Annotated in this window: 1 protein-coding gene; it reads right to left on the bottom strand. The window is 45.2% G+C overall.

Features of this window, described 5'->3' with window-relative positions:
• Positions 1-30: 30 nt before the first annotated feature.
• A complete protein-coding gene (locus Q0590_RS19175; protein ID WP_302039206.1) occupies positions 31-15,888 on the bottom strand; it encodes a malectin domain-containing carbohydrate-binding protein in 15,858 nt (5,285 codons plus the stop codon).
• Between the last annotated feature and the right edge of the window lie 748 nt (positions 15,889-16,636).

Raw genomic sequence — 16,636 nt, 5'->3', positions numbered from 1 at the left:
TAACAAAGTAACGAATATGATTTAGCTTACTTACTTCTGAATAACTATCCGTTTGTAGATGCTTGCGCCTGAATCGGTAGTTGCCTGAAGGATATAGAAGCCTGATTGAATATGCTGTTGCAAATTCATACCTGTTTTCAGGGCACCATATTCATCCGCAGTTGCAGACATAGACTGAATCACTCGTCCATTGAGGTCTGTAAGGGTAAGCAATACCTGTTCATCCATCTGCATGCCTGTTAACTCTACATATACTTTATCCCCAATGTTCGGGTTAGGATGGATGTTGAGTGACAGAGCAGATAAACTTTGTGCAGCATTCACCTCTGAGGTAATCCGGGTGTTTACACTAGAAACAGGGATTATTTCAATGGCACTTACTTTGGCGTTTTCAATCTGACGGATAAACTGGATGGTAACATTTCTGTCAGTAATCGTAACCGGGAACTCCCGTACAATTGCTTTCAGCATGCCACCGGCTTCTTTAAAGATGTCGAAGTTCACCAATTCCTTCGTACCACCTTCCAGATTCACATCAAATACCCGCAGATTCTGGCCATTCTTATTTAATTCTACAAAATGCAGGCGTACTAAGTAATTGCCATTGGTTACCGGTACATTGTATGTAAAGGCTACTGCACCCACAGCTACTGCACCCGTACCTGTTGCACCTCCGGTCCATTCACTGTGGAAGATGCTCTGGTTCATATCTGATGGGACACCACTAATAACTGGTAATGAATTTGGTGTATATGGGAAGCCTCCGCTTACATAATTGTTACAGTTGCCAAACACACAACCAGCCCAGGTAGTACCATTCACTGTCTGCGTAGTACCTCCGGCATTAATCCGGATGGCATTCGCACCCACTGCACTTACTAAGACTGTAATTTGCTCTTCATCTGATAGGGCAGGGGTACCATTGTCAGTCACCTTCACGGTGAAGCTGAAGCTGCCAGTCTGGGCAGGTGTCCAGGAGAAAGCACCCGTGGTTGCATTGATGGTAGCCCCTTGTGGAGCACCAACCAACGAATAGGTCTTCGTCTGACTAGCATCTGCATCGGTTGCAGTTGCTGTAAAGCTCAGTGTTTGGCCTACTGTTACAGTTTTATTACCAATCGTTGCTAACACTGGTGCCTGGTTTACGATACTCACCGGGATAACCTCGATAGCTGATACTTTTGGCATATTGGCCGCACCTGTCAGGAAGTTAATATTCAACGTTCCATCAGCTACGGTTACCGGCCAGGTTGACTGTACTGGTCTCATGGCACCACCGGCAGCTGCGTAGATGTCGTAGTTGGTTAGCTTCCGGCTACCTTCCATATCCACATGGAATAAGCGTTTGCCACTTCCTCCTGCTCCACCACCTGGGGCTCCATACCATATCTCTGCAAAGTGCAGCACTACATTGTATGTGCCATTGCTCACCGGAATGTTATAGCTAAATGCCGCATCTGAACGTTCGCTGTGGTATAACACATCATCTGTCGTGTTGAGAATATCTCCACTAGCTAGAGAGAAGGTACGCGTTGTTCCACTGAAATAGGTATCTGCAATAAACTGACGGTTACCTGAGGCCATAAAGGCGGCTCCACCGGCATTAATCCGGATGGCATTCGCACCCACTGCACTTACTAAGACTGTAATCTGCTCTTCATCTGATAGGGCAGGGGTACCATTGTCAGTCACCTTCACGGTGAAGCTGAAGCTGCCAGTCTGGGCAGGTGTCCAGGAGAAAGCACCCGTGGTTGCATTGATGGTAGCCCCTTGTGGAGCACCAACCAACGAATAGGTCTTCGTCTGACTAGCATCTGCATCGGTTGCAGTTGCTGTAAAGCTCAGTGTTTGGCCTACCATTACGGTCTTGTTATCAATCGTTGCTAATACCGGCGCATTGTTAGTAACCGGGAATGAGGAGATTACCTCGATAGCCGATACTTTCGGACGGTTAACTTTGCCTGCAAACTCAATGGTAAGCGTGCCATCGGTTACTGATACATCTAGCGATTTGGTGATAGCTGCCATGGCGCCTCCATCTGCTACAATGTCGTAGTTGCTTAACCGGGTTTGTCCTTCCATTCTCACATCAAATACCCGTTTGCCGGCATCGTTGGCTCCTACGAAATAGATTTCAGCGAAATGCAGTACCACTTTATGATTGCCATTTCTTACTGGAATATTGTAAGCAAAGGTACCCATGTCGGTGTTAGAACCACGTTCTGTTCTATACAGTACATCATCTGTCGTATTAGCAATATCTCCCAGATTCAGGTTCTGATACGTATACGTATTGTTGAAATACTGGTCGGCAGAGAAGCTTACGCCACTTGGCAGCGAAACTTGCGGACCACCTGCATTGATACGTAATGTAGCAACCTGGCAATCTGTTTGACGGCCCACAGTTACTTCCTGAGATTTGCTGCAACCTGTAGCATCTGTTACAGTTACTGTATACACCCCTTCAGCTAAGTTGTTGGCTGTAGCACCAGTCTGTACCGGAAGAGTATTCCAGGTGATGGTGTAATTGCCTGACCCGCCGGTGATGTTAGTTACGGTAGCTGATCCTGTTAAGGCATTGCAAGACAACAACGGCGCATTCACTGTAAATGCCAGATTATTGTTGCGGTCTGGGATAGTAAACACACTGGATGTTTCGCAACCACCGGTTACATTCTCTTTTACATAGAAGGTATACAAGCCAGAAGCCAGATTCGCAAATACAGGTGAAGTCTGATAGGTTCCGTTTTGTCCTACTTTATACAGCAGAGAAGTAGCGGTTGAGTTGGTTACACCTAACGTAATTGAACCGTTAGCTACACCACATTCAGAGCCAGTAACCGATTGCTGGGTTAAGGCAATAGCATTCGGATTAGTAGCAGTCGTAAAGATCTCCAGACCAGCAATAGCCAGACGGTTTGCTGTTGGATTGAAACGGATATCTAATCTTCCATCAGATACACCTACTTCAAAATCTTTCACCAATGCCACTTTGTATCCAACTTCCCGGAATATGTCGAGGTTAGTTAACCGTGTCTGGTTTTCTATATTGATGCTAAACACCCGGGAACCTTCTACAGTAAAGAAGTTTTCGACAAAGTGCATACGAACCATATAGTTCCCATTGGTTACCGGAATCTGGTAGCGAATTTCTGCCAAATTGGTCGTAGAAGACAGGTACGTCTGATAGAGTACATCATCTTCAGTACTAGCAATTGGTGTAGCCGCAGGCTTATCTAACTGCACAGACCCTTGACGGTATGTTCTGTCTGCTTCCCATGCTTTTCCGTTGATAGATACATTGGCATCAGCTCCACTCTTAATCCGCTTAGCGACTGAAATTACACTGCAATTATCGTCTGCAATGCCATACAGCGGTATGCGTAAGGGTGAAAGGCTACTGTTGTAATATACCAGCAAGGCTGCATTTTTGATACCCCGGCTGCCCGGTCTGAAACCTACCGTAACTGTAGTAGTTGCCTGAGGCGCCAGACTTACGGAAGCAGGCGTGCTTACCGTGAACTCATTCAGGTTCGCTCCAACAATTTCTACACTCTTAATCGTAATAGCCGGGTCACTGCTGCCATTGGCATAAGTTAATCCTAGGTTTTTCAGATCAATAGTGCGGTTAGTGTTTGTACCAATCTGTTTGGAACCGAAGTCTACCGCAGAAGGAGCAGCAGCTAATTCTGAGAAGTTAGCGGCGCCAACTTCAGGCTTAACGTTGCTTATGTAGAACACATTATCCTGGTAGTCATAGTTGGTTACACCAGGTGTACCAATGTAATCGTGCCCAATAATGTAGGCATTCGGAATAATGTTTCCATTCGGATCTATCGCTTTCCATACACGTACACCGATTTTACCTTCAGAGTTTCTGGTGCGGTCAGAGTAAGAAGCACTTACTTTGAAGCCAAAAGCGCCTGTTGGGTTAAAGGTGCCGTCTGCCAGCAACGTAGAAGATGCATTTCTCATTGGCAACAATGATTGACCATCCAGGCTGTTATGCGCAAATACGGTTGTATTGGTCGTAGAGCCTTTAGCATACCACTGGAAGCTTTCTACAGAAGAGCAGCACCCATGATACGCCCCCATCTGAATAACATACACAGGTTTGCCAGCATCTGCTTTTACAAAGAAGGAAGAAAGAATCTCATCTGTGTTGAGCAACAGGCTGGTACCTGCATTGGTGCCATCATTGGAGTTAAATCCGGTAGACGTTTTGAAACCGAAGGCTCTGATAATTTCAGAGGCATAGGGCTCATTACCACCTTCGCCTCTGGCTTGCCACATACCATGCAATACGAGGCTCTTTCTTGGGGAGAAGTCATCATTAGATGCGATATGCAGGGTATCGTTCAGAATCCGGATTCTTCCGGATGTAAACTGAGCCACGAACTGAATACCAACTTCCACCGAGCTACCTGGGTTAATAGTAAGAGGAAGCATAGTAGCTGCATCAAATACCACATTGTTTACCTGCGTAATTTTCCAGGCGGCCGTATTAGTAAGCCCTAAGTTGCTAATGTTCAATACACCGGCTCCTTTGTTGCTAATGCGTACTTTCACCTGGTCGTGGTTCCGGTTGTATGGCGTAAAGGTACCATCGCCGTTGCTTCTTCTCCAGGGTTCCTGAATCAGCGAGAAAGTCAGCCGGTCATTGGCAGGGAATTTATCCAGATTTTCTACCAGCATACTTGTGTTGTTCAACTCTGGTATTACAACACTGAAAGCTGTGGCAGCAGACGTAAACTCATTGCCGTTTCCATCAATTGCTCTGGCCCGGATGCTGTATGTTCCGGCAGTATTGATCAGGAGTGGCGTGTAGTACTCAGTGAACGGACCGTTATTAATGCTGTACAATACGTTGGCCAGTTCTGATCCGCCAGCGTCTGATGCATTTACAGAGACAACCACATTATTGCGGTATATCCCTGGCGTTTGCAAGGCACCTTTAAACTGCACAGAAGCTACTGGCGGTATAAAATCACCTTCGGCTGTGGCCTGGTCTACAATCACAAAGTTGATCTTCGTGTTGGTACCACCATTGGCGTCAATGGTAAGCATGCCATCGGTAACTTCTACCGTAACTGTAGCAGTCCGGAATGGATTCTGCGCAGTTGGGATAAAGTTAGTGATAGCCGCTACTCCTTCTACATTAATTGTATGGTTACTGTCGAAGAAATCCAGATCACCTACGCCTACCGTAACATTGTACTGGCCAGGGGCAACTTTCATTTCCCAGCTGCCTGGCGTTTGTGGGCTAGTAGAACTTTGCATTAAAGCTAAGGTTCTCAGGCGGGTTTCAACCGTGGCAGAGGTACGTTCACGCATACTGGCCGTATGGTCCTTAGGCACCTTGGTTGTTGGATTTACCCAGCCATATCCTCTTGCTTCACTGTAGGCTAAACCAGCATCTGCCAGATAACCTGCAGGCGTAGCTGTAGTAGCCAGCTGGAAGTTTATTCTGGTTGCATTAGCACCTATATCAGCGATGCGCATGTTCACTGTCAGGGTTGCATTTGTGTAACCGGCAGCAGCAGCTGTAACCGTAGCCGTATACACACCGGCAGCTAATCCGTTAACATTTACACCAAAGGATAAATCGCCTAGGGTAGTTGCTGGCAAGATCAGCCAGTTGCTGTTAGCAGATTTAGTTAAGGAGACAGAAGCAGGCGTACCATTGCTTGCACTCAACGTGGCTATTTTCGCTGCCGTTGTTCCATTCAGCGGCACGTTAAAGTTCAAGCTAGTTGGATTGAAAGCCAGAGCTTTACGTGTTCCGGCCGGGATTACATTTTGAAGTACGAACACATAATCCTGGTAATCCCCATTAGAAGCATCTTCAAAACAAACCAGGTAACTGTTAGGTACTAGTACTCCCTGACGGTCTTTCAACGGATAGGTACGTACCGCATGCAGGGCAGGCCCACCAGCATTCAATGGATCTTCTGTATACGATAATCTATTTTGCAGACCTTGTACATAGATTCCAAATACTCCTGTTTGTGGATCGAAACGGTCGGAACCGGCTACAATTTGCGGGAACAGAGCTTGATGTTGACCTGAAACACCGGAAAGTGTTCCAACAGCCGTCCGTAATGGTGCCTCATTTTGCTTGGTGTAGAACCCGAAAGGCAATTCCTGGTTTGGAGAGTAGCGGGCTACCGGAAGAATAGTTACTACCCCTTCAGTTGCTTTTTCAAAGAGCTGTACAGCTACTTCTTCTCCTTTTAGTGTTGCCTGAATTCCATCAGCTAACGTTGTCCATCCTACATTAATTTTATATCCCAACACATCTACTACCGTTTGTAAAGGCGGCTCATTGTTTCCTTCAAAGCCATTCAACGACATGCCATACAAGCCAACGCTTAATGCTGGGCTATTCAATGCATCGCTTGGTATATTCAATACTGCATTGAAAGTAGCAACTGCGCTGCCGGGTACAAAGGATATCTGCAGGGTTTTTGTCTCATCAGGACCAATTGCATTTCCGGTAGGTTCCCCTTCCACCGTAATGTTATCCGGTATAAAATTGCTGGCGTTGGTTCCACTGATTGTTACATTGCCCAGGTTCAGCATTTGATTGCCGGTATTCGTGATGGTTAATCGCTTAGTAATAGTTGTGCTTTTTACTCCATCAAAAATAAGTTCATTATTGCTTACATTAATCACAGCAAATGGGGCAGGAGCATTAACTGTTAAGCTAACGGTTAAGGTTGCACTGGTATAGCCACTAGCCGCTGCAGTAACCGTAGCACTATAAGTGCCTGTTGCCAAACCTGTTTCGTTGATGCCAAAAGTTAAGGCACCTAAAGCAGGCTGAGGTAACACCAACCAATCGCTTCCGGCTGATTTTGTCAGCGTTAAGGCAGGCGTGCCAGTATTAGCCGATAAGCTTACAGTTTGTGTGGCTGTAGGCAGGCCAGGGGTGTGAGTGAATGCAATTGATGGAGTAGAGAAGGTAAGCTCTCTTACTACCACAGGCTTCACATTGTAGGCTATTACTACCACATCCTGGTAATCGAATCCACTGATATGTTCTTCAGTAGCTATTATATACGCATTCTCTACAACGGTACCATCCGTATTTTTCAGCGGATATACCCGCACATGATGAGGAATAGTTCCTTCAAATGTGTTTAGGGCATCTTCACTATACAGATGACGGTTGTTAAAGAAAGGCCAACGAGAATAGAAACCAAACGAAGCCGTACCCGGATCAAAAGAAAGGTTACCAGTTGTTTGTACATCTACTGTCTGATAGCTGCTGTTGGCTACCGTAAAGAGTTCATTTTTCGCATTTGCATCGCCGGAAACATACCAGCCGAAACCTGTTACGATACCGCCGGTATGTGTCGGCCCGAATACAGACAATGGCTGAATGGTTACCGGGCCATCTTCTGCCCGCTGGAACCGCTGTGCAGCAATTTCTTCTCCTAACAAGGCGGCTTTTTGCTGGGTGGTATTGCTGTGAATAATGTTCGTGCTCTTATTATCATCTCCCACATTCACATTAATGCCATGCACATCTAAGACCGCTTGTAAAGAAGGCTCATTCGATCCGCTTAAGCCAATGGTTCCTAATCCATTTAAGGCTACTTCCTTCACCGTGTTATTCACACTGGTAACAGAGAGTTTGGCCGTTTTAACACCTACAGAAGTAGGGTTGAAAGCCACATTAAAGGTAATAGCACTGTTTGGTGCAATAGAAACCGGGCTGGCTGTGCTTGCGGCAGGTGCACCTAGTAACTGGAATTGATTTACATCTGTTCCTGCTAAAGTGATGCCTGTTACAAGTAAAGTAGTATTGCCTTTATTAGCCAGCGTAATGGTGTGAGTTTTACCGGCTTCGCCACCAGCTACATCATTATCCACAATTTTGGCAGGGCTCACACTGGCTATGCCTACTGGGGCAGAAGGTGTAGTAGCTTTTAACAGAACTAGTTGTGCTGTCTGTCCGGCTGTATTGTTCCAGTTGTACTCAATAACATACAGGTTTCCAGTCTGCACATCTTCGGTTATATCCAACGGATTAGTGAATCCGGAAAGCCCTGGTACGCCATTGGTACCTGAACCAGTCTGGAATTTTACGATGTCATAAATTTTATCATCGTCGTCCGCAGAGTTGATAGAAGCAAGGTTTTCCATAGAACCCGGCTCCAGAATAATGATATCACTACCACCACTGAAACGGCATACCAGGATTCTGCCTTTTAAGGCACCGCCAAAAGCATTGCTCTTGTATTCAATCACACCGTTGGGTGATTTGTTCAACTCGAAGTTGAAGGCAGCACCCCGGTAGTTAGCATCCGGGCCTTGCGTTGTAGCATATTTTGGATTATCCAGATACCCGCGGTTGGTTACATATTCGCCACGCAAGGGGTTTGGATGCCCAAAAAAGCCAACAGGTTTAAACGGATTTACCCGGAACAACCAGTCATTCTGTACTTTTACACTAGTCGTAGCAGGCACTACTGGTCCATTGTAGAAGCTACCATCTGGTCTGCGGGTTCCCATAACAGAGGCCGGTGAATTACCCCCTGCAGCAGAACCGTTGGTTGGTACATACAACTGTCCGTTAGAGTGCCACAGCAGATCGTAGGCATTCCGTACACCAGATGCGTAAATCGTCAATGGTGAGTTAGTTGCATACGGATTATAGGTGCCATCTGACATCCGGATATTAGCAGCAGGCGCAGCATTGATCAGGCTCTGATTGGCTGTTGTCCGTACATCCAAAGGCAAGGTAAGTCCGGCTAGTTTTTGCAGGTCTAAGCGTAATACGGCGCCGGCTAACAAACTTTCTTCCCGTTGCCAGGTGCCATCATAGGCCCCCATCGAGCTATTGCTTCCCTGGCAGAAATACAGGGCGCCATCCGGACCGAACACAATATTATTTACCAGGTGATCTTTAGCTGAACGGGGAAGTTTGGTTAATACCAGTTGTTCAGTTTCCAGATTGCCACCTGTAAGCCTTGACAAATTGCCATCAAACTCAGGTGCATTGGTAAGTCCTGCGGTACAATGAGAAACGTAAGCAATTAGGTTAGAAGGCGTAGAAGCAGGATCGAATACCAGACCTACCGCAGAACGGGCGCCATACTTGTTGATCACTGTTCTGATTTCTGTCTGGCCTGAAAGCATGCCTGTTTCCCGGTCTACAACAAACCGCTCAATCACACCATCTAACCGGAGTGCATAGAATCTGCCATCCGGGCCGAAGGTTAAAGAAGTATATTTCTTTCCTATGGTACCTGGAATTACTTGTTTAGGAGCAAACTCTACAGCTGTCGGGCCATCTGGTGTAGTAAGCTCTCCGGTAGTAAAGGTTGCTTCATAAGGCAAGAAAGAAGCACCACTGTACGCTTTCACCCCGGCAGTTACAACAAATTTATAAGTTGTATTTGGTTCTAAGGCAAAGGTTGGAGAGAAGCTAATGGCATCGCCGCCGCCTGTTCCTTGTACAATACCTAAAATCTCTGTTGTGGAGCTTCCGCTAATCTTCAGCAATTTAACAGTAGACGTGTTTAAGGTTTCGTTGTTCACGCCACCTTTAAATCCGGGTACTTCTGGTACAAAGAGGTCGTTGGCTGCAATGCTGGCAATATTCACACTCACATTGGTTGCTCCGTTTGCAGGGGTTGACGAAACTACATACGGCTGAATGCTACCTGGCTCTACCACAGTAATCTGAATGGTGGTAATGGCACTGGTAAATCCTTGAGCACTTGCGGTAACTAACACTGTATAAGTGCCCAAAGGCAGGTTTTTAGCAGCTGTGTAATCGAAGGTTACGTTAGGTTCACTGCTGGTATGCGTTGCATTGAAGCTTAACCAATTGGCTGCACCGCCTCCATAATTAGCAGTCAACGAAATAACTGCATTATCTTCTCCTGTTGAGTTAACCAGATCTAAGGAAAAGGTTTTATTGGTCTCAGCGGTTCCTCTTTCAATAACCAGGCTTTGCTCATTCGCTGACCAGTGCAGGAAAGGAGATACATTTACCGGAGTAATGATAGCAGAGTTGATTTTGGTATTTGTTCCGCCATCTGCATTGATTGTCAGTAGCCCGTCTGTTACAGTTACGCGTACAGTAGCTGTTCTGAAGCGGGTTAACGTTCCTGCTGTGCCAGCGGGCACAAAACCACTGATGGCACTTACTCCTTCTACATTCAGGCTATGAATTTCAGGAACTGTACCAGGCTCTCCATCACCTGCGGTAACGGTTACATTGTATTCTCCATTGGCCACTTTTATCTCCCAGTATCCTTCAGCTTTTGTACCATTAAATGTACCGGTAATATCATCTGCCTGCATGTGCATCAACGTTGCCAGCAATACATCAATATCCGGATTTAAAGTAGTATTCCGGTTGCGTCCATTACCAGGCGTAGTTCCACCTACGGATAAATCCAGAGGACTGCCATTAGAACGGGCTTTCCAGCCATATTCCAATGCATTCCCTTGGTTGGCTCCAATTCTTGCACCGAATGGCTGTCCATAATCACTTACCCAACCTGTGGGTGGTGTAGTAGCCGGGTCCTGGAAATTTACTTTTATCTCCTGAGCTGCAACCGGACTTGTAACCGTTAACCGTATTGTCAGGTTAGCAGCCATATACCCCTCTGCATTGGCAGTAACGGTAGCTTCATAGATACCGGGTGCCATAGCAGAGTTAATCTGACCTGCACCAAATGTAAGTGTACCTAATCCGGCAGCAGGCAAGGTAAGCCAGCTGGCTGTGGATTTAGTAAGGCTAACTACTGGCGTACCTGCACTGGCAGAAAGAACCGCTGACTTAGCAGTGATTGTACCTCCCTGTAACACCGTGAAATCAAGTGCAGTAGGAGAGAAAGCTAATACCTTGGCAGCCACTCCGTCAGACGTGACAGAGAAGTTATCGAAGGTGAACGTAACTGGCGTAGTAGCATTGCGGTGCGTAGCAAAAATACCTGTATACACCTGCTTGCCTGCCAACGCCATATCAGCAACGTTGAGAGAAGACGTTGCATACCGGGCACCTGCATTCACATAAGTTATTCCATCAGTAGAATAGAAAGCTTCTGCAGTACCGGCTACCAGGTCTACCACCATACGCAGGCGGACGGTTTGTGTATTTAGTCCGTTAATTACCAGCGTAATCCGCTGATCGGGGTTGGCTAACTCAGCACCGGCAGTGTTAGATACATCGTTCAATTCTTTGCGTAACTCTACCCGGTTACCTGACACTACCAGTTTTAAAAATGTTTTATCGTTAATTCCAAACCAAAGTCCACCCTGCTCAGAACTTGTACCATTGAAAGGATTAACCACTGTAGTTTCCAGAGTAAGCTTGCCATTGGCCATTACACCTACACCCAGGGTATTCAGCTGATTATTGTTTTCTTGTGTAGCATTCGTGAAAGCAATGCCCTTGTTTGTCAGAATACTTAACCTGCCATTGGCTAGTGTTAGTTTGGAGGGCTCATAACCAATGACGGCGGAGCTTGCTGTACCATCAACAGCTAAACGGGTGCCTGTATAGGCATCTACCATGGTAAAGCCCAGTTGAGCATTATTTTTGTCAGTTAACCCACCTTCATTTCCATCAAAATTAAGTACATAGGGAAGAGGCACATTGATCTGATCGCAAGGCAAAGTGCTAATGGGCGAGCAAGGTATTACTTGAACAGCCTCAATTGTAATAGCAAAGGTAGCGCTTACAGAAGCAAGGGCCTGATCTGTGGCTGTTACACGAATGGTAATGCTTCCGGGGGTAACAGGGGCAGTACCACTGAATACCTGTGTTGCAGCATTAAATTGTACCCAAGCTGGCAATACACTATTATCTGCCAAGGAAGCAGAATAGGTTAGTACATCACTGGCATCCGGGTCAGAAAATGAGCCTGTTTGGAAAGAAAATGGCTGTCCGGCTGTAATAGTTTGTGCCTCTGGCGCAGATACAATAACCGGTGCTTTATTTACCTTGCTCACATTTACAGTAACCTGGGCAGTAGCCGACAAGGCAGGGGTGCCATTATCGGTGGCTTGTAGGGTTAAGCTATACGAGGAAGCTGTGCTGTAATCCAATGCGGCTGCTAAAGTAATCTCGCCGCTAGTTGGGTTGATAGCAAATTTACCGGCTGCATTGCCTGCCGTGATGCTATATACTAGCGCATGCCCATCTACGTCTGTGGCCGATACGCTACCGACAGTTGCACCAATAGCGGCTGTTTCTTCCTTACTAAATGTATAAGTGGCATTCGCAAATACCGGAGCCGTATTTACTGGCGCTTCTTCCGGTCTGATAGTAAAGTTATCGAAGACATGGATAATGGGCGTTGTAGCATTGCGGTGTGTATTGAATACCCCGGCATGTACATTGGCTCCTGTAATACCCATATCCGCAATATCCAGGGTTTTTACAGGATAGCCTTCGCCAACATTGATATAGGTTGTTCCATTCGTGGAATAAAAACCTTCTACCGTATTGGCTGTTGGATCTACTACTATTCGCAGGCGGACCGTCTGGGAATTCAAATTAGTTATTGAGGCTGTATTCCGTCTGCTTGGATCGTTCAGATCAGAGGTAATCGGAGAAAGGTCATTTAGCTCTTTACGTAGCACTACCCGGTTATTATTAATGGCAAGCCTGATGAAAGTTTTATCGTTGAGGCCATACCATAAACCTCCTTGCTCATCATTGCTTCCTTTGTAAGGATTAATAAGGGTAGTTTCAATAACAAATCTTCCCTGGCTGGCGTTGAATGCTACCCCTAAGGCATTTATCTGGTTATTGTTACCAACAATGGAAATCCCTTTATTAGATAGTATGCTCAATCGGCTGTTAGCAATGGTCAGTCTGGAAGGTTCATAGCCTCTAACTTGTGAGGATGGTGTACCGTCTTCTACCCGGCGGGTGCCTGTATAGGCATCTGCCATCGTAAAACCAGTTTGAATCCCTTCTTTATCACTTAACCCACCTTCGGTACCATTAAAGGTCAGACTGAAAGGTATATTTACGGCAACCTGATTACAAGGAAAGGTACTAATCGGTAAACAGGCAACAATAGGGGCGGCACTAACCGTTAATGTAAATTCTGTACTAACAGAAGCTTTTCCGTCTGTTGCCACTACTTTGATGCTGTACGTAGCAACCTCAGTAGGTAAACCACTTAGCGTATTCCCATTAAATAGCAGCCATGCAGGCAGATTGGAATCATCGGCTAAGCTAGCGGTTAAAGTTAATTCATCACCATCTTCATCACTGAATGTATTAGCCGGAATGGCAAAAGAGAAGATTGTTCCTACCGTTGCTGTTTTATTCTCCAGTACATTTGCTACTACCGGAGTATGATTTACAGCTAGTACTTCTGTTACATTGATGGTAAGTTGAGCAGAAGCGGACTGCACAGGTGTACCGTTGTCAGTGGCCGTTACTGTCAGGCTGTAGACAGCTGTTGTAGTATAGTCTAATGCAGCCGCTAAGGTAATTTCCCCACTGCCAGCATCAATAGCAAACTTACCGGCCTGATTGCCTGCCGTGATGCTGTAAACTAAACTATGGCCATCTGCATCTGTGGCTGATACACTGCCGATCAGGGAACCAACAGCCGCTGTTTCCTCTTTGCTGAAGCTGTAACTTGTACTAGCAAACACAGGAGCTGTGTTGACCGGAGCAGCAGCTTCTACTGTCAGGCTGAACAGGGTGCTTGCGGTTGCTTTGCCATCGGTGGCTGTTAGCTTGATGCTGTAGTTGCCGGCTGTTTGAGGGTTACCGCTGAAGGTAGTGCCATTGAAAGAAAGCCAGGCAGGCAGCACGGAATCATCAGCTAAACTAGCAGTCAGTGTCAACGCATCTCCGTCTTCATCGCTGAAGGTGTTAGAAGGCACTAAGAAGCTGAAAGAGCTACCGGATGTGGTTGTTTGGCTTGTAATCGCATTAACTACTACCGGTGCCTGATTCTCTGGTAATACTTCTGTTACATTGATACTTACTTGTGTTGTAGCTGATAAGGCAGGCGTACCATTATCTGTAACTTCAACAGTTAAAGTATACTCGGAAACAGTAGAATAGTCTAAGGCGCTAGCCAATGTTATAAGACCTGTACTAGCATTGATGGCAAATTTACCGGCTTGATTACCTGCGGTTAAACTATATGTAAGGGTATGGCCGTCTGCATCGGTAGCAGAGATTGTACCTACTTCTGTGCCAATTGCTGTATTTTCTTCTTTCGTAAATGTATACAAAGTATTTTCAAATACAGGAGCCTGATTGGAAGCAACAGGGGCAGGCAGGATTTCAATGGCATTAATGATTGCTTTGTCTATAGAGGCTACAAATGCAATATTCAGTTGCCCATCGGTAACTGATACATCAAATGTTTTTATAATTGGCGCTCTATAACCTCCATCCACAAACAGATCAATATCGTCAATCACTTTTACGCCCTCTATATCTACGTCAAATTTGCGTTTGTCGGCACTGGTCTGAAAGTTTTCGACCATATGCAGTTTTACCTGGTAATTGCCATTGACTATAGGGATGTTATAGTTTATGTTTGCTCCAAAGCGACGGTCATAATATAACTGAGGTTCTGGTCCTCCATTAGACAGAACTGGATTGGAATAAGTAGCGTTGCTTACTTCACCAGGTATCGGAGAAAAATATTCATCCGCAGTAAATACATTTGAACCTGCTGTGAGCTGCGAACCACCCGCGTTTATACGGAAAGGCACACTTACAGGAGTAGAAAAGTTGTCAATACTAAAGTTTTCAAATGAAAAATTCACCGGGTTAGTTGAGTTCCGGTGTGTAGCATGCAAACCTACAAATGTGAGTGGTTCTGTTGAAGCATTCGTATCATGATCTACCCCATTTCGAATAAAGCTGGGTACAGCCAGCGAATTTAGAGTAGAGGTAGGAGTTGGGCTAACAACAATTTTACTTCCCCCGGCAATCTGATAATAACCTGCTGCTGTTCCAGTGAGTGGATCAATCTCAAGTATTAAGGTAACTTGTTGCCCCGCCGTACTGTTAAAGTTGGCCGTGTTAATTTCAGCAGGCGTAGTTGCCAACGTAGTTGCTGTCCCATAGTTTTCAACTACTAATTGCACTTTGGCTTGTGTATTGGTGCCACCTGCTTTAGCAAGAACGAGCTTAACATAGTTATTATCGTTAATGCCATACCAGATACCTGCTTGCTGAGAGCCATTGTCGGCTGCAGCCACAGAAGAGAATGGATTGGTCAGGGTAGTGCTTATCCGTAATCTTTGTGAACCATTAATCCCTACACCTAGGGCATTTACCTGGCTGTTGGTATTAGGGCTCACAATAGGATCTCTGAACATAATCCCTTTAGAGCTGGTAATGGTTAACCTGCCATTATTTAAAGCAAGTTTACTCAGTTCGTATCCGTTTATCTGCTGATTCGTTACAGGTTCATCAACAGTCAGGCGGGGAGCAGAGTGGGGTAAAGCCATTGTAAACCCGCTGCCACTTGTCGAGTCATTTACTGCTAAGCCACCTTCTGTTCCGTCAAAGTTAAGTTGGAAAGGCACATTCACAGCAATTTGATCACATGGCAATGTACTGTAAGGAGAAGTACAATCGTCAAATGCGATCAATGTGTTGCTATGGATTTTGCTTTCGTTTGCTAGGGGAGGCCCGTGTACAGTATTACTAAAATTTATTGATTCCGTTGAGCGGATATCCGGCTCAACCGCTGCCACTGGTTTATTGTTTAGCTTGTCCGTTACGTCAGTCCAGGTGATAAAACCTGCTTCCTGCGCATAATTAAACGAATACGACAATAAACCAATTGCAAAACTGATAAATACTATCAGCGGCCAGTTACCTGTTAGGGTTCCTAAATGCCTGTACAAACTATTGTACTTTTTTTGCATACGTTGGTAGATAAGTTAAAAATGAAGTAGAAATTATACATAATAAACATTCACAACACATATCTTCTGAAGATAGGTATTGCGCCATGTCAAATAGGAACAGACAGAGATTAATTCAGTGGGTACAAAGCCATTACTGAAATCTCAAGCGTAAAACGAGCGTAGAAGGGAGAGAACTTTGTTAAATTTTCATGTAGCGAATTTTAGTTTGGTTAAAGTTTGAAAATTAAGGGTGTATACTGTAGTTATTACCCATACGTGTACCTTGCAAACCTTCAACTTATAAACGTTGGTAAAAAAGTTGATGGCTTGCAAATTTACTATTTATGAAACATGCTCATTGAGCTGGTTTGGTATTGCTACTTAGTAAAGAATACAACCTGTATACACGAAATATTACATAGGTAACTTCTTTATGCAAAGGCTAGAAGGCAGCAAATTTACTCTTATTTATATCGGAAATAGCTTTAGATGATGCTTGTATGTATTCTCAGATGGTTGATTTTCTGCTATATAAGTTAAGAGGCGTAAAGATGATGTATTTTTCTTACATAGTCTACCTATGGGTGAGGGTAAACGAAGGGCAGTAGTTTGCTTTTCGACGAAATGCTTATTCGGAGACACAAAAATCGTAAAACTTCCTACCAATATTATGCTGTCAATGCTGCCAAGCCCTACTAAAGCAAATGCATTATACAGAAACTATACAGATATTTTCACTGCTGAATTTACAGATTTGCAAGAAGCA

Source organism: Rhodocytophaga aerolata (assembly GCF_030503435.1).
Lineage (GTDB): Bacteria > Bacteroidota > Bacteroidia > Cytophagales > 172606-1 > Rhodocytophaga > Rhodocytophaga aerolata.
The sequence above is the reverse complement of the archived record's forward strand: the minus strand, read 5'-3'. Positions and strand labels throughout refer to the sequence as shown.